This window comes from Streptomyces phyllanthi, assembly GCF_009377205.1.
Lineage (GTDB): Bacteria > Actinomycetota > Actinomycetes > Streptomycetales > Streptomycetaceae > Streptomyces > Streptomyces phyllanthi.
This window is the reverse complement of record NZ_VJZE01000230.1, coordinates 1-14,174: the sequence shown is the minus strand read 5'-3', so window position 1 is coordinate 14,174 and position 14,174 is coordinate 1. Positions and strand designations below refer to the sequence as shown.

The 14,174-nt window shown below is 69.2% G+C and carries 23 protein-coding genes and 1 pseudogene; 16 read left to right on the top strand and 8 right to left on the bottom strand.

Features of this window, described 5'->3' with window-relative positions:
* Nucleotides 1-1,442 (top strand): DUF3516 domain-containing protein (locus tag FNH04_RS27395; protein ID WP_152788467.1); only part of this gene is annotated, 1,442 nt, incomplete at its 5' end.
* 40 nt (nt 1,443-1,482) lie between these two features.
* Nucleotides 1,483-2,355 carry an acyl-CoA thioesterase gene (locus FNH04_RS27390; protein ID WP_152788466.1) on the top strand — a complete coding sequence of 291 codons (873 nt, stop codon included), beginning with the start codon at nt 1,483-1,485 and terminating at the stop codon, nt 2,353-2,355.
* A gap of 161 nt (nt 2,356-2,516) precedes the next feature.
* On the opposite strand, the gene FNH04_RS27385 is transcribed toward FNH04_RS27390, so the two are convergent.
* Nucleotides 2,517-2,657 carry a hypothetical protein gene (locus tag FNH04_RS27385; RefSeq protein ID WP_194236835.1) on the bottom strand — a complete coding sequence of 47 codons (141 nt, stop codon included), beginning with the start codon at nt 2,655-2,657 and terminating at the stop codon, nt 2,517-2,519.
* 18 nt (nt 2,658-2,675) lie between these two features.
* Complete coding sequence (locus FNH04_RS27380; RefSeq protein WP_152788465.1) at nt 2,676-2,930, bottom strand: hypothetical protein; 255 nt, start codon at nt 2,928-2,930, stop codon at nt 2,676-2,678.
* Nucleotides 2,931-2,939: 9 nt separating this feature from the next.
* On the opposite strand from FNH04_RS27380, the gene FNH04_RS27375 reads away from it, so the two are divergent.
* Nucleotides 2,940-3,596 (top strand): hypothetical protein, encoded by a 657-nt coding sequence (locus FNH04_RS27375; protein WP_152788464.1) that lies wholly within the window; start codon nt 2,940-2,942, stop codon nt 3,594-3,596.
* Nucleotides 3,597-4,201: 605 nt separating this feature from the next.
* On the opposite strand, the gene FNH04_RS27365 is transcribed toward FNH04_RS27375, so the two are convergent.
* From FNH04_RS27365 to FNH04_RS47940, 4 genes are all read right to left on the bottom strand, one after another.
* Nucleotides 4,202-4,609 carry a hypothetical protein gene (locus FNH04_RS27365; protein WP_152788462.1) on the bottom strand — a complete coding sequence of 136 codons (408 nt, stop codon included), beginning with the start codon at nt 4,607-4,609 and terminating at the stop codon, nt 4,202-4,204.
* A gap of 41 nt (nt 4,610-4,650) precedes the next feature.
* A complete protein-coding gene (locus FNH04_RS27360; protein WP_152788461.1) occupies nt 4,651-5,076 on the bottom strand; it encodes a DUF4259 domain-containing protein in 426 nt (141 codons plus the stop codon).
* Nucleotides 5,077-5,289: 213 nt separating this feature from the next.
* A complete protein-coding gene (locus tag FNH04_RS49480) occupies nt 5,290-5,487 on the bottom strand; it encodes a hypothetical protein (protein ID WP_386574612.1) in 198 nt (65 codons plus the stop codon).
* Nucleotides 5,484-5,612, bottom strand: a complete 129-nt coding sequence (locus FNH04_RS47940) for a hypothetical protein (RefSeq protein ID WP_386574614.1) — start codon at nt 5,610-5,612, stop codon at nt 5,484-5,486. Before FNH04_RS47940 ends, FNH04_RS49480 begins: the two co-directional genes overlap by 4 nt.
* Nucleotides 5,613-5,858: 246 nt before the next feature.
* Here FNH04_RS47940 and FNH04_RS47935 point away from each other — a divergent pair, with 246 nt between their 5' ends.
* Nucleotides 5,859-6,062 (top strand): hypothetical protein, encoded by a 204-nt coding sequence (locus tag FNH04_RS47935; RefSeq protein WP_228031640.1) that lies wholly within the window; start codon nt 5,859-5,861, stop codon nt 6,060-6,062.
* Between the two features lie 58 nt (nt 6,063-6,120).
* On the opposite strand, the gene FNH04_RS27340 is transcribed toward FNH04_RS47935, so the two are convergent.
* Complete coding sequence (locus FNH04_RS27340; protein ID WP_152788460.1) at nt 6,121-6,576, bottom strand: thiamine pyrophosphate-dependent enzyme; 456 nt, start codon at nt 6,574-6,576, stop codon at nt 6,121-6,123.
* A gap of 723 nt (nt 6,577-7,299) precedes the next feature.
* Nucleotides 7,300-7,617 (bottom strand): annotated as a pseudogene (locus tag FNH04_RS47930) (transaldolase family protein); the annotation flags it as partial.
* 82 nt (nt 7,618-7,699) lie between these two features.
* Here FNH04_RS47930 and FNH04_RS46715 point away from each other — a divergent pair.
* From FNH04_RS46715 to FNH04_RS27280, 12 genes are all read left to right on the top strand, one after another.
* A complete protein-coding gene (locus FNH04_RS46715; protein WP_194236836.1) occupies nt 7,700-7,855 on the top strand; it encodes a hypothetical protein in 156 nt (51 codons plus the stop codon).
* A gap of 218 nt (nt 7,856-8,073) precedes the next feature.
* The gene (locus tag FNH04_RS27330; RefSeq protein ID WP_152788458.1) at nt 8,074-8,436 is read left to right on the top strand and encodes a DUF488 domain-containing protein; all 363 of its coding nucleotides are present in this window, start codon (nt 8,074-8,076) and stop codon (nt 8,434-8,436) included.
* A gap of 178 nt (nt 8,437-8,614) precedes the next feature.
* On the top strand, nt 8,615-9,328 hold the full coding sequence (gene folE / locus FNH04_RS27325) for a GTP cyclohydrolase I (RefSeq protein ID WP_194236834.1): 714 nt from the start codon (nt 8,615-8,617) through the stop codon (nt 9,326-9,328).
* Nucleotides 9,321-10,229, top strand: coding sequence for a RibD family protein (locus FNH04_RS27320; RefSeq protein WP_152788456.1), 909 nt, complete (start codon nt 9,321-9,323; stop codon nt 10,227-10,229). Before folE ends, FNH04_RS27320 begins: the two co-directional genes overlap by 8 nt.
* Nucleotides 10,230-10,443: 214 nt before the next feature.
* Nucleotides 10,444-10,791, top strand: coding sequence for a gas vesicle protein GvpO (locus FNH04_RS27315; RefSeq protein ID WP_152788455.1), 348 nt, complete (start codon nt 10,444-10,446; stop codon nt 10,789-10,791).
* Between the two features lie 50 nt (nt 10,792-10,841).
* The gene (gvpJ, locus tag FNH04_RS27310; protein ID WP_152788454.1) at nt 10,842-11,312 is read left to right on the top strand and encodes a gas vesicle protein GvpJ; all 471 of its coding nucleotides are present in this window, start codon (nt 10,842-10,844) and stop codon (nt 11,310-11,312) included.
* Nucleotides 11,309-12,064, top strand: a complete 756-nt coding sequence (locus FNH04_RS27305) for a GvpL/GvpF family gas vesicle protein (protein WP_152788453.1) — start codon at nt 11,309-11,311, stop codon at nt 12,062-12,064. Before gvpJ ends, FNH04_RS27305 begins: the two co-directional genes overlap by 4 nt.
* A 1-nt stretch (nt 12,065) precedes the next feature.
* Nucleotides 12,066-12,311 carry a gas vesicle protein GvpG gene (locus tag FNH04_RS27300; RefSeq protein WP_152788452.1) on the top strand — a complete coding sequence of 82 codons (246 nt, stop codon included), beginning with the start codon at nt 12,066-12,068 and terminating at the stop codon, nt 12,309-12,311.
* Entirely contained in the window at nt 12,308-12,727 is a 420-nt protein-coding gene (locus FNH04_RS27295) for a gas vesicle protein (RefSeq protein WP_322723990.1), read from the top strand. Before FNH04_RS27300 ends, FNH04_RS27295 begins: the two co-directional genes overlap by 4 nt.
* Nucleotides 12,724-13,554, top strand: a complete 831-nt coding sequence (locus tag FNH04_RS27290; RefSeq protein WP_152788451.1) for a GvpL/GvpF family gas vesicle protein — start codon at nt 12,724-12,726, stop codon at nt 13,552-13,554. Before FNH04_RS27295 ends, FNH04_RS27290 begins: the two co-directional genes overlap by 4 nt.
* The gene (locus FNH04_RS27285; RefSeq protein WP_322723989.1) at nt 13,541-13,771 is read left to right on the top strand and encodes a gas vesicle protein; all 231 of its coding nucleotides are present in this window, start codon (nt 13,541-13,543) and stop codon (nt 13,769-13,771) included. Before FNH04_RS27290 ends, FNH04_RS27285 begins: the two co-directional genes overlap by 14 nt.
* Nucleotides 13,768-14,046 carry a gas vesicle protein K gene (locus tag FNH04_RS27280; RefSeq protein WP_322723988.1) on the top strand — a complete coding sequence of 93 codons (279 nt, stop codon included), beginning with the start codon at nt 13,768-13,770 and terminating at the stop codon, nt 14,044-14,046. The genes FNH04_RS27285 and FNH04_RS27280 overlap by 4 nt, the downstream gene beginning before the upstream one ends.
* Nucleotides 14,047-14,174 lie beyond the last annotated feature (128 nt).

Here is a 14,174-nt window from a genome sequence, read left to right as displayed (position 1 = left end):
GGGCAGGGCGGGCCGGCTTCGACACGGCGGGCTACGTGGTGGCGCAGGCGCCCGAGCACGTCGTCGAGAACGAGAAGGCGCTCGCCAAGGCCGGCGACGATCCGAAGAAGCGCCGCAAGGTGGTCCGCAAGAAGGCTCCCGAGGGCTTCGTCGGCTGGACGGAGAACACGTTCGAGAAGCTCATCGCCTCCGACCCCGAGCCGCTCACGTCCCGCTTCCGGGTGACGCACACGATGCTGCTGTCGGTCATCGCCCGCCCCGGCAACGCCTTCGAGGCCATGCGGCGCCTGCTGGAGGACAACCACGAGCCGCGCAAGCAGCAGCTGCGGCACATCCGCCGGGCGATCGCCATCTACCGTTCGCTGCTCGACGGCGGGATCGTGGAGAAGCTCGACGAACCGGACGCCGAGGGCCGCATCGTGCGCCTGACGGTCGACCTCCAGCAGGACTTCGCGCTCAACCAGCCGCTGTCGACCTTCGCCCTGGCCGCTTTCGAGCTGCTGGACCCCGAGTCCCCCTCGTACGCCCTGGACATGGTGTCCGTCGTCGAGTCCACTCTGGACGACCCGCGCCAGATCCTCGCCGCCCAGCAGAACAAGGCGCGCGGTGAGGCCGTGGCCGCGATGAAGGCGGACGGCGTCGAGTACGAGGAGCGCATGGAGCGGCTCCAGGACGTGTCGTACCCCAAGCCGCTGGAGGAGCTCCTCTTCCACGCGTACAACACGTACCGCAAGAGCCACCCGTGGGTGGGCGACCATCCGCTGTCGCCGAAGTCCGTCATCCGCGACATGTACGAACGGGCGCTGTCCTTCACGGAGTTCGTGTCCTTCTACGAGCTCGCCCGCACCGAGGGCATCGTGCTGCGCTACCTGGCCGGCGCCTACAAGGCCCTCGACCACACCGTGCCCGACGACCTCAAGTCGGACGACCTGGAGGACCTGATCGCCTGGCTCGGTGAGATGGTGCGCCAGGTCGACTCCAGCCTCCTCGACGAGTGGGAGCAGCTCGCCAACCCCGAGGAGATGACCGCCGAGGAGGCCCAGGAGAAGGCCGACCAGGTCAAGCCGGTCACCTCCAACGCGCGCGCCTTCCGCGTCCTCGTCCGCAACGCCATGTTCCGTCGCGTGGAGCTCGCCGCCCTCGACCAGGTCGACGAACTCGGGGAGATGGACTCCGAGTCCGGCTGGGACGCCGAGCGGTGGGGCGAGGCGATGGACAAGTACTGGGACGAGTACGACGAGCTGGGCACCGGCCCCGACGCGCGCGGTCCCCGGCTGCTGATGATCGAGGAGGAGCCGCAGAACGGGCTGTGGCGGGTCCGCCAGACCTTCGCCGACCCGAACGGCGATCATGACTGGGGCATCAGCGCGGCGGTCGACCTGACGGCCTCCGACGCCGAGGGACGCGCCGTCGTCAGGGTCACCGACGTAGGCCAGTTGTGAACAGACGCCGGACGGCTGTGAGCACAGGAGAAGCCATCACATGACGACCAACCCCGCCGAGCGGCTCGTCGACCTGCTCGACCTGGAGCAGATCGAGGTCAACATCTTCCGTGGCCGCAGCCCGCAGGAGTCCCTGCAGCGGGTCTTCGGTGGCCAGGTGGCGGGCCAGGCCCTGGTCGCCGCCGGGCGCACCACGGAGGGCGACCGGCCGGTGCACTCGCTGCACGCGTACTTCCTGCGCCCGGGACGGCCGGGTGTGCCGATCGTGTACCAGGTCGAGCGGGTCCGGGACGGCCGGTCGTTCACCACCCGGCGGGTCACCGCCGTGCAGCAGGGCCGCACGATCTTCAATCTGACCGCCTCGTTCCACCAGCCCGAAGAGGGGAGCTTCGAGCACCAGCTGCCGCCGGCCCGGGAGGTGCCGGACCCCGAGTCGCTGCCGACGCTCGCCGAGGAGATCAAGCAGCATCTGGGCGCGCTGCCGGAGCAGTTGGAGCGCATGGCGCGGCGTCAGCCCTTCGACATCCGCTATGTGGACCGGCTGCGCTGGACCCAGGACGAGGTCGAGAACGCCGAGCCGCGCAGCGCGGTGTGGATGCGGGCGGTCGGGCCACTGGGCGACGACCCGCTGGTGCACACCTGCGCGCTGACCTACGCCAGCGACATGACGCTTCTGGACGCGGTCCGCATCCCCGTGGAACCCCTGTGGGGTCCGCGCGGATTCGACATGGCGTCGCTGGACCACGCCATGTGGTTCCACCGTCCGTTCCGCGCGGACGAGTGGTTCCTGTACGACCAGGAGTCCCCGATCGCGGTGGGCGGGCGGGGCCTGGCGCGCGGGCGCATCTACAACCTGGAGGGGCAGCTGATCGTGTCCGTCGTCCAGGAGGGACTGTTCCGGAAGCTGGGCTGACCTGCGGTTTCACCGATCGTCAGCCGGCCCGCGTCACGTCGTGCGACGCTCCGCGGGCCGGCCGTTACGACGTTCTTGCCGAGAACGAAGCAGGGGTCGTGACCCGAGGCGCCCGCCGGTTCGCGGCTGATCTGCCTCCACATTCAGCGAACCCGTCGGTTTCAGCGGGCGCCGACGCTGATCGGCTCGGTCGGCTTGACCAGGGTGTTCATCAGCTTCTTGCCGGTGGCCGCATCGATCTCGACGGTCTGTCCGTCCAGGCGGGTGGTCTCGGTGTCGAGGATGACCGCGGCGTCCGGCACCAGCAGATCGCGCGCGGGTCACCTCGAGGCCATGGTGCTGCGAGCGAGACGAACGGACGAAACACGCCCGGTCGTGGTGGCGAGCAGCATCGCGTACCGGGGAACGTCGGCGAGTTCGTCGAGCAGGCCGGTCTCGGTGACGGCGAAGGGCCCGGGCGCGGCCCCTCCACGGTCCGTCCACGCGGTGACGTCGTCCTGCTTATCGAGGGCGAGGATCCGCAGTACATCCGGGTCGGCGCCGCCCGCAGTCTGAACCTCTTCCTGGTTGTCCAAAGCGCCCTGGTGGCCTTCGTCGCGGGCCAGCGCAGCACCGTGGACCGGCACTACCTGGCCTTCTTCGGCATGACCTTATGCGCGGGCTGGCTGTTGGTCGCCGTCAGTTCCTACCAGTGGATCAAGACATGGCGCACCCACATGTCCAGCCTCGGGCAACAGATCAAAGACACCAGCGGCGTGGCCCCCTCGAGCCTGCTGTTCGACCACACCCACCGCCACAACGCCGTCGCACCGACCAGAGTCTTCTCACGCTGTCTGGAATGGTTCTCCTGGCACATCCGCTCCACCCTGATCACCTGCTGCCTCCCTGCCCTGTTCCTGGCCGGCTGGATCTACCTCAGCTGCCAGCAGCTGCTGTGCATCATCAACGGCTGGCCCGTGCGGCCCAGCATGGCGGCAGCCGGTCGATGGCTGACGATGGCATTGCGGGCGCATCCTGAACCCGGTGCGCGAGCCGCGCAACTCGCTGGGATGCACGACGCCGGTAAGGACGCGTGGGGACCGACCGGCGTGCTCCATGCCTGTGAAGAAGTCCTGGACGCCGTCGGCGGTCTCGTCTCTGCGGTGGAGCCTGGCCAGTTCACCCGGCCAAGGGGTGTTCACGAATCGGTCTGGCCTGCAGCTGCGGAGCGTGTTGAAGATCGTTCCCCAGTCGGACGGTGATCGTTCCCCGTTTCTGCCGGGCGGCCGGCCCTTGGGCCGGCACGGTGAGTCAGTACCGCAGGGGGTGAGGCCCAGGGTGACGAGGGATCTGAGGTCACGCCTTGGGTTCGGTGTTGTAGGCGTACGCACGGATGGAGTCGAGGTGCAGTTCATGGGGCCCGAGACAGTCCGCGGCAAGGGTTGCCACGAGTGCTCCACAGGCGCACGCCATGTTGCGGCCCCCTGTTCCCAACGGCCCGCAGCACCCGCCGTGTATGCCCAGCGCGCCGGCCGGACGGAGGCTCGGCACGTCGTTCGGATGCACGATCACCGAGTTCCTGGGACCCCTGGAGACCGCTCCGTCCAGCTCGGGCGGCATAAGATGAGCGCGATTCCCGGATGCATCAGGTTCGAGGTCTTGCGCCGACGGTCGCACAAATGGTGCGCCCCATGGCTTCGGGTCGATGGCGTAGGACCCCATAGGCACGGTCGAGGGTGCCAACCGGGTTTTGTGGTCGCGGTCTGCGTCGGCTACACGGGCATCGGGGACCTCTGGAAGCTCCTGAAGGTCGCGGGTCAGCTGAGCACCGCACTTCGCACAGTAGAAGACCGTCATGTCGGCCGTTCTACCCGACTGTCGTGTCGAGCGCGTGGTCGCGGTACTGCTGGAAGGCGTGCCGGCCTGATGTCTGTCGTGGAGTGATGAGCTCTCCTTCCGCGCAGTCGAGGACCTTGCAGTGCAGGGCTTCGGCGAGGCGGAAGACCGCCGTGAGGACGTCGTCGCCGGAGCCCCGGATGTGGAGCATGATCGAGTCCACGGGGTCGTCTGATCCGATGTTGAGTTCCATCGACCAGGGGTGTCCGAGGATCTCTCCCCAGGTGGGGTCGGAAAGGTCGGCTTCGGGGACGGCACACGTGATGGTCGCAAGGACATCGTCCAGGCGGCCGAGCGGAGCCGACTCGTATGCATCGGGGAGTTGCTGGACCGAGGTGATGTCGTCGGGCAGGCGGAACAAGAGCACATCCCAGCTCATGGCGCCCTTCCAGTGGTGGGCGAACGGTGTCAGCAGGCTGTTCAGACCAGTCGGAGCTGTTCTCCGAGAGCTTGCGGCAGGAGCCCGTTCTGCAGCCGGTGGATCTCTGCGCGCCAAGCGCGGCCCTGAGTTCCGTCCCAGATCTCGAGCAGTTCGGACGGCTCGGTCATAACACGGTCAAGTGCCTGGAGGGCGAGGTCCCGCAGGCTGGCGAGGTCAGGAAGGGGCTCTTTCGGCCCGTAGACGGAGCCGGTGGCCGGGCCCTGTGGGCATTGCGCGGCAACGAGGGCAGCCGCGGCCACCGCAACGTCGGATTCGGGTGCTTCGAGGTAGTTCTCTGTATCGATCACACGCGTGAGAGCGCTGCGGATCACGCCCTCTCGTTCGTCTGCGGCTGCCTCGTCGAGGTCGCCGCAGAAGTCCGCCGCGGTGTCGTTGTCGAACGGGCCGGTATCCCAAGTGCCCATGGTCTCTCCAGGTCGTGGTGTTGACCGGGGCATCCTGGCAGAGGCCACTGACAGCGGCGTCCACGCGGTTCCGTTGACGTCCACGGGCCTCTGCTGAGGGGCCCAGAGGGGGGAAGGAGCACTTGCCGAACCGGCGGATGCGTTTCCGGTTCCGTCGACGGCCCCAACGTCCTCCGGCTGTCCCACCACCGCCGCAGCGAGGTGAGCGATCCTTCAGCTTCCGCTCGTCCCGCAGCCGCTGGTGGATCGTGGTGACGTGGTGGTCTCCAGCATCTGCTTGGTGTAGTCCCGGTGCTGCTCGATCTCCGGCCAGGTCAGCTTGTTCAGCCTCCGGCTGGCCAGCTCCGGGAACCAGCTCTTGATCAGTTCGGCCCAGTCCGCCTCGCTCATGGGCGGCCCGCCCGGGGTCATCCCGCCGCCTCCGCCAGTGCCAGGTACTTCCTGATCGTCTTGCGGTCCACCCCCAGCGAAGTGGCCAGCCGGCTCTTCGACCGGCCCGCGTACCAGTGGACGTAGATTTCGACGATGTCCACCATGGTGAAGGTTCTCCTTGCCAGCCGGTTTGTCCGTCGGCCTCTCGGCTCGCAGGTCGAGGGACGCCTGCGGCACCGAGACGGCCAGGACTCCCAACCCGGCACCGGCATGCCCATGGGGAACCAGACCGATTGAGCAAGGAATAGCCATTTAAAGGCCAAACCATCCGAAACAGGGAAGCCGTGACGCTGGGTCAGTAGAACCAGACGACAAGTCGTACGTTCTCCGCGCCATGGACTTCGCTGAGTATGCGCATGACGCTCCAGACTCGACCCCAGTCGCTGCCGACGCCTGCGGCCGAGGCGCGGCTTCGTGCGCCAGAGGCGTCTGTCTCCTGCCAGTCGACGACGGCCAGCTCAGCCCAGGTCAGCCACGTGACCGCAGATACCGACGGCACGGTCTGGGTCAGCGGCGCCGCCACCGTCTACATCCGCGGCACCATCACCCTATGACCGGTCCACTGCCCGTGCCCTGGCGGTAGTCGCTGGAGCACGGGCAGTTTCGCGGCAGTCACTGCGTCGGTCGACGGCCGATGGCTGCTTCGATGAGGCCGGGGCCAGCGTGCTCGAAGGTGCTGCGCAGTGCCTTTTCCAGGTCCGAGGTCGTGTGCACGCGGGTCGCCTCGACGCCCATGCCTTCTGCTGTTCTCACCCAGTCCAGCCGGGGCCGGTCGAGTTCCAGCAGGGCGGCGGCCTGCGCGCCAGGGGCGGGGGCACCAAGGAGGTCAAGTTCTTCGTCGAGCACGCGATAGGAGTGGTTGGCGAAGATGACGGTGGTGACATCGAGGTTTTCCCTGGCCTGCGTCCACAGCGCCTGTGGGGTGTACATGGCGCTTCCATCGCCCTGCAGCGACACAACCTTCCGTCCCAGGAAGGCGAGCGCCGCTCCGGTGGCCAGGGGCATGCCGCCGCCGATCGCGCCCCCGGTGAGGTTGAGGTGATCGTGCGGTGCCGCTCGTTCCAGCACGGGGTAGCCGGCGAAGCCGGCGGTGACGCTCTCGTCGCTGATGATCGCTCCCTCGGGGAGCAGGTGGGCGAGCGCCTGGAAGGTGCTGAGGGGGCAGATCGCCGTCCTCGGGAGCGGGAGGCGGACGCCAGTCGTGCCGCGGGGAGCGGGCGGTTGGGGCGCCGATGAGGTCGGCCAGTGCCGTGAGGGCGCCGGCGCCGTCCTCGTGGAGATGAGACAGCACCACGTGGTAACAGCCGTTCGGCGTCAGTTCACCGGCCTTGCCGGGGTAGGCGAAGAAGGCCACTGGCGCGTCGGTCCCGACGGTGATCAGGACGTCGTACTGGGCCAGGAGGCCGATGGCGTCGCCGGCTCGGTAGGGCAGGCGGGTCACCCGCACGCGGCCGGCGTCCCGCTCGATGCGCGGAGCGAAGGTGTCGCAGATCAGGCGGGCTCCAGTAGCCACGGCGATGCGGCCCGCTGCCCGCAGCCCTTCGCCGTGCAACGCGCTGCCCCGGAGCAGGAACGCTGTCCGGCGCCCAGACCGCAGCACGTCGGCGGCCCGGGCGATGACCTGTTCGCCCACCGCGGGTGCCGGTGGCACCGGCAACGGCGCAGCAGCGCCGGCGGCGGGTGACCAGGCGGTGTCGACCGGGAGGATCAGGCTGGCGATCTGGCCCGGATGGGTGCGGGCGGTCTGGACGGCCCGGGCCGCGTCCGAGGCGACGGTCGTGGCCGAGCGAAGAGCTCGTCACAGTCCACGTCGGCGGCCCGCAAACGGTCGAGAACCTGCTGAGCGTCGTCGTAGTGGGCGCGGACCGAGTCGGTCGGTACCCGGCCGTGGTCGGCGACCGCGCGCAAGGTGGCCTCGGGCATGGTGTTGACCACGCCGGGTGCGACGAGCTCGGTCACGTAGCGGGTGTCGGGGTAGGCGGGGTCCTTGACGGAGGTCGAAGCCCACAGTGGACGCTGAGGGTGGGCCCCCGCCTGCCGCAGGGCATGCCAGCGGGGGGGAGAGAAGACCCGCTCGTAGTGCTGGTAGGCCAGCCGCGCGTTGGCGACCGGATGTGTCTTCGCCCTCGTCCACGGCCTGTTCGCAGCCACCGCCCTGGTCAATATCCTGCTGCCTCTCATCCACCCCCGCATGGGCACGTCACAGACCAGCGCTCCCGGCGTCGCCCTGCTGGAACCACCCGGATTCCTCATGCTCAACTACGGTCCCAGCACCCCCACCGTCACCCTCGCCGCGCACCTCGCCTACGGCACCCTCGTCGGAGGCTTCCTCGCCTGGCCGGCCTGACGAGCCCGTCCCGCCTGACGAGCCCGTCCCGCCTGACGAGCCCGGCCGGCCTGACGAGCCCGGCCGGCGCCCCTGGACCCGCTGCGTGGTCACGGCGGCCAGGGCGCATGCCGGGTAGCGTGGGATGAGGACCGGGAGGCGTGCGGGAACCTCGTACAGCGGTGCAAGGTGGTTCATCGCTCGTTACTACGTACGACGCCCCGGCAGGAGGTCCCCCGATGGCACGCAAAAGGACCGTGCACGTTCGCCGCGTCTACGAGGCTCCCGCGCGAACCGACGGCACCAGAGTGCTGGTTGACCGCATCTGGCCCCGGGGAATGGCCAAGGAGAAGGCCCACCTCGACGAGTGGTGCAAGCAGGTCGCGCCCTCCACGGAGCTGCGCAAGTGGTACAACCACGTCCCTGAGCGATTCCCTGAGTTCAGCCGCCGCTACCGGACCGAGCTCGAAGATCCGGAGCACGCAGACGCTGTGGCGCATCTGCGCGATCTCGCCCATGACCGGACCCTGACACTGCTCACCGCAACCAAGCATCCCGAGATCAGCGAAGCGGCGGTGCTCGCGGAGCTGCTCCGGGGTTGACGGCCCCGGTGGGGTGATCACACCCTGTGTCGCCACCGTCGTCGGGAACGACTGGCAGCTCGATTCGATGTGCTGCTGCAGGCGGGCGTTGTCCGCTCGCGCAGCGCTCGCGCACAGATCAGTCGATAATGGAAGCGATCGACTTCGACGCGACGTGCGTCACGTCTTGGGGCTGCGCATGAACGATCAATCCCTGCAGACGAACGGTCCCCCGCCTGTCGTCGGGCTGGTCGGCGAGGGCCTGGTGCCCGTGACGGACGAGGCTGAGTGGGCGGCCGTGTCTCCGCGGCAGATCACCCCCGAGGAGTGGCAGCGGTTCGAGGGTCACGTCAAGGAGATCTTCGAGGCGCTCGGCCTGGCCGTCGGATCAGCGGCCACGGCAGACACACCCCGCCGCTTCCTTCGCGCCCTCTTCGACGCCACCAGTGGGTACGAAGGCGACGAGAAGCTGGTCACCGCCTTCGAGACCGAGTGCCACGGCGGTTCGGACTGCCGGATCAGCCAGATCGTCGAAGGACCGATCCCGTTCTTCGCGCTCTGCGAGCACCACGCCCTGCCGTTCTTCGGCAAGGCGTACGTCGGCTACATCGCACACGAGCACATCCTCGGCCTTTCGAAGCTGACCAGGCTGGTGCGGCTGTTCGCCCGGCGCTTCTCGGTGCAGGAGCGCATCGGCCGCCAGCTCGCCGAATCGCTGCAGCACATCCTGCTGCCACACGGCGTCGCGGTCCACCTGGAAGCGGTGCATCTGTGCACGCAGATGCGCGGCGTACGGGAGATCGAGTCCAGCACCCGTACCACCCACTGGCGGGGCACCTACGACGAGGACCCGCAACTGCGCGGCGAGTTCTTCACGCTGTGCGGCCAGCGGGGCCTGGCCGGACATGGCTGAAGACAGCGCCGCGCACACCGCCGGGCCAACGCGGGCAAGCTCGTTGGAGCCCCTGGAGTTGCTGTATGAGGAGGCCGGGCAGCCCTGCTTCGGTCTGCCCCCGGCGCTTGCCACTGCCTACGACGGCGATCTGGGCTTCACCTCACCATGTGTGTACGCGAACTTCGTCACCTCCATCGACGGAGTGACAGCTCTCGGTCCCGAATACCCCTCCTCCGGATCGGCGATCAGCGGACGCGAACCCGCGGACCGATTCGTCATGGGACTGCTGCGCGCCTGCGCCGACGCCGTACTGGTCGGCGCCGGCACCCTCCGAGCCACGCCCCGCCATCTCTGGACACCCGAGTACGTCTTTCCCCAAGCCGCCCCGGACTTCGCCGGGCTACGGCGCAGCCTGCGCCGCGCCACCCAACCGGTACTGGTCGTTGTCACCGCGAGCGGCAACCTGCCCGTCCGGCACCCAGCCCTGCAGTCGGGCGCGCTCGTGACCACCACCCTGGACGGCGCCCGCAGACTGGAGGGACGCATTCCAGAAGCATGCACGGTACTCGTCGCCGACGAAGGTCCCACCCTCCGCATGGCCGATGTGCTGGCGACTCTCCATGCTCACGGGCACGCGGCGGTGCTCACCGAGGGCGGGCCGCACCTCATCGGTCACCTGCTCGGTGAAGGCTTGCTGGACGAGCTGTTCGTCACGACATCCCCCGTGCTCGCCGGCCGTTCCGACACCGCCCGCCCCGGACTGATCGAGGGACTCGAACTCCTGCCGGACCGGCCGGAATGGACGGAGCTGATCAGCATCCGGCGAAGGAATTCGTATCTGTTCCTCCGCTACCGGCTTCGGGCCCCAGGCGGCGGCAGCACTGGCCAACTGCCGCAGACGGCGACATCGCAAGCCTGACCAGGTTGTTTCGCCACCTTCTGCTGAGGTGCAGGCGGACGGAACGGCGACGTGCCGTACGCGGCGGCCTGCGCACCATGTGTGAGGCAGGAGGATCCGGTGCTGGGGCTCGCGATCACCCGCTGGGCGACCGTTGTGGGGCAAGGGCGGACGCGTTCGCCGGATCGGCCGCAGTGAAGATGCGTCCAGGGCGCCGCCCGGTCACGCTGGCGTCATGCCTGAGCAACGCCGCACCGGTACCAGTACACCCTCCAAGGGCGCGCGTGCCCGCGGTACCTCGGCGGACGCCGGTCGGGGGACGGTCACACAGGTCGGGCCTGAGGAGGCCGCCCGCACCGCCTGCGACTGGTTGCAGAGCTTCATCAACCACCGCATCGAGGGCGTGTGTGCCGTGCGGCGCACCGAACAGGGTTGGTGCGTTGGCGTCGATGTGCTGGAAGTGCCTCGCATCCCCGATACGACCAGCCTGCTCGCCACATACGAGGTGGAACTCGACGAATCCGGCCGGCCTGCCGAGTACCGCAGGGTCTGCCGCTACCGCAGAGGCGCCGCCAACGACTGACGGGCCCTGCCGACGCCCACCGGAAGCCTTCCGAGAGGACCCACCTGACCATGGCCACGACCACCACCTACTCCAGCAGCGAGGTCGTGTACGTACCGCGTGCCGGGACGCTCTACGACACCCTGGAACTCATCCTGGACCGCGGCATGGTCATCGACGTCTTCGTCCGGGTCTCCCTGGTCGGCATCGAGATCCTGAAGATAGACGCGCGCATCGTGGTCGCCAGCGTGGACACGTATCTGAAGTTCGCCGAGGCGTGCAACCGGCTCGACCTGGAGGCGACCTCACGCAGTACCACCATTCCCGAGTTGTTCAGCGGTACGGCAGCCAAGAGCCTGGGCAAACGCAAGGTCAAGAAGACCATCGAGTCGGTGGGTGAGAAGCTGCGCGACGTCGTCGGCAGTTCCGAGGAGGAGAGCGACGAGGAGCGGGAAAGCCCGGAGCCGGAGGCGCGGCCGCGGCGCCGTACCGTGAAGGCGGAGCCCGAAAAGGGACGTCGCAGGCGGGAGAGCGAGCGATGACCGCGGCCGGGCCCTACGTCTACGGCATCGTCGCCTGCGACCATCCCATGCCGGCGGAACTGCGCGGGGTGGGCAGACCGCAGGCGGCCCTGGAACTGCTGCCCGTGGGCGCGACCGCGGCCGTGATCAGTGCCGCCCCGGTCCCGTTGCGTGCACGACGGCGGGATCTGCTGGCCCACCAGGAAGTGCTGCTCACGCTGGCCCTGGACGGACCAGTGCTGCCGATGCGCTTCGGAATGCTGGCTCCGGACGCCGATACGGTCCGCGAGCAGCTGGAGGCCGGCCACGAGCAGAATCTGCGCGCGCTCGACCGGCTGGCCGGCCGCGTGGAGATGAACGTCAAGGCACTGCCGGCCACCGGCGCGCTCGCAGCGCTGGTCGCCGAGGAGCCCCACATCCGGCGGCTCCGCGAGGCCACACAGCGCCGCCCGTCGTACGAGGCGAACGTGCGCCTGGGCGAGGCGGTGGTCCACACCCTGGCGCGCCGCGCGGCTGACGCCGCACAGGAGCTTCAGCCGGAACTGGCGGCTCTGGCTGTGGCCCGCTCGACCGGGCCGCACGTCACCGGAACCGTGCTGAACATGTCGTTCCTGGTCGCCCGGCAGGACACCGTGGCCTTCCGGGCGGCTGTCGACCGCCTGTCCGCAACTCACCGGGACCGGGTCGAGCTGCGCGTGGCCGGGCCGCTGCCCTGCTACAGCTTCACCGAGCCCGAGGTCGCGGCAGCTGCCACGGCGCGAAGGGGAGGCTGACATGGGGTTGCTCTCCGCCCTGCTGACCGCGCCGCTGGCCCCCGTCAGAGGAGTGGTCTGGGTCGCCGACCAGCTTGCCGAAGCCGCCGATCGCGAGGTCAACGACCCGGCAGCGGTCCGCGCCAGGCTTGCCGCGCTGAACCAGGCACTGGAGGACGGCGACATCGACCTGGCTGCATTCGAACGGGAAGAGGACCGGCTGCTCGATCGGCTGGAAGCGAGAACGGGACCGGAGGCGGCCCGGTGACCGAGGTCGACTACCGGCGAGCCGGACAGCTCCCCGGCCCCACCACCAGCAACCTCGCCGACATCCTGGAACGCGTGCTGGACAAAGGCATCGTCATCGCCGGCGACATCAAGATCGACCTCCTGGACATCGAGCTGCTCACCATCCGGCTTCGCCTGTTCATCGCTTCCGTCGACACCGCGAAGAAGGCGGGCATCGACTGGTGGGAGACCGATCCGGCACTCTCCTCCCGCGCCGCGCACCGAGAGCTGGTGGAGGAGAACCGACGACTGCGCGAGCAGCTCGCGGCACCCGCGCCCGCGCAGGGTGCGGGGCTACCCCGTAACGGCACGGCCGCATCCACAGCGAACCAGGACAGCCCGGAGGGCCGGCCGAGCGGACAGGCCCAAGGAGCAGAGGAGCGACCGGTGTCATGACGCAGCCCGTCCCCACAGTGCCGCCCGCCACGGCGGCGACCTACGTCTTCGCCGTCTGCCGCCACGTGGACGAGGGCACCCTCCCCCGGTTGCCGGGGATCACAGGCGCCCCTGTGCGGGTGCTGCCTTTCGAGCGGTTGCACGCCGTCGTACAGGAGGTGCCGGCGGCCGAGGCCGACCGCCGCTCCTGGACCGAGCGGCTGTCCGACCCCGGTGAGCTGGAGCGGTGCGTCCGCGCCCACCACCAGGTCGTGATGGCCGTCGCGGCCCAGGGGCCCGCTGTGCCAATGGCGCTGGCCACTCTCTACAGCAGCGAGGAGCGCGCCCGGCAGGCCCTCGGCGCCGATGCGGCCCGTTTCCACACGGTGCTGGACCGCGTCGACGGGCGGGTCGAGTGGGGCGTCAAGGTGTACGCGTCCTCGGCATCCGCAACGACTGAGGCGGGCCGCGGGGCCGTCTCCACTGGCGTACCGGCCGGGCCGCCGACATCCGGCGCCGGACGCGCCTATCTCGAGCGGGTACGAGGTACACAGCGGGCACGGGAGGAAAGCCGGCGTGCCGCGTTGCTCACCGCCGAGGAGGCGGATGCGGAGCTGCGGGGTTTGGCGGTGGCGGCACGCCGGCTCCGGCTCCAGGACCAGCAGCTGACCGGCTGCCGCCGCGCCCAGGTCCTCAACGGCGCCTACCTGGTGGAGGAGGGCCGTACGGCACGGTTCACGGAGGCGGTGGCCTCGCTGCGGCAGCGCACCGGAGCACTGATCGAGCTGTCCGGCCCGTGGGTGCCCTACTCGTTCGCAGGGGAGGACGGGGCCCGTGGAGAGCGTTGAACCTGTGCCGTGGCAGGAGCGTGAGCCGCTTGACGGGCCGATCGGCGTACCGCTGGTGGATCTGCTGGACCGGCTCATGGCCACGGGCGTGGTGATCAGCGGGGACCTGGTGATCGCCATCGCGGACGTGCCGCTGGTCCGGCTGTCGCTGCACGCCCTCCTGTCATCGGTGACCGAGCGGGTACCCGCCCCCTGGGCGGACTCGGGGCCACTGTGACGGGCCCCCGCTTCGATGTCGACCCGGACACGGTCGGACGTGATCTGGTGGCTTTGGTGCTGGCCGTCGTCGAACTGCTCCGGCAACTGATGGAGCGGCAAGCGATCCGCCGGGTGGAACAGGGCGACCTCAGCGATGAGCAGGTCGAGCGCATCGGGGTGACGCTGATGATGCTGGAGCAGCGGATGACCGAGCTGTGCGACCAGCACGGGCTGCGGCCGGAGGACCTCAATCTGGATCTCGGACCGCTGGGGACCCTGCTGCCTCGCGACTGATCGGTGCAGGCCGCCCCGTGCACGGTCAGTCAGCGGATCAATCGTCGGCCCAACTTCCGCCCACGCCATGTGGTTCCACCGTCCGTTCCCGCGGACGAGTGGTTCCTGTACGACCAGGAGTCCCCGAT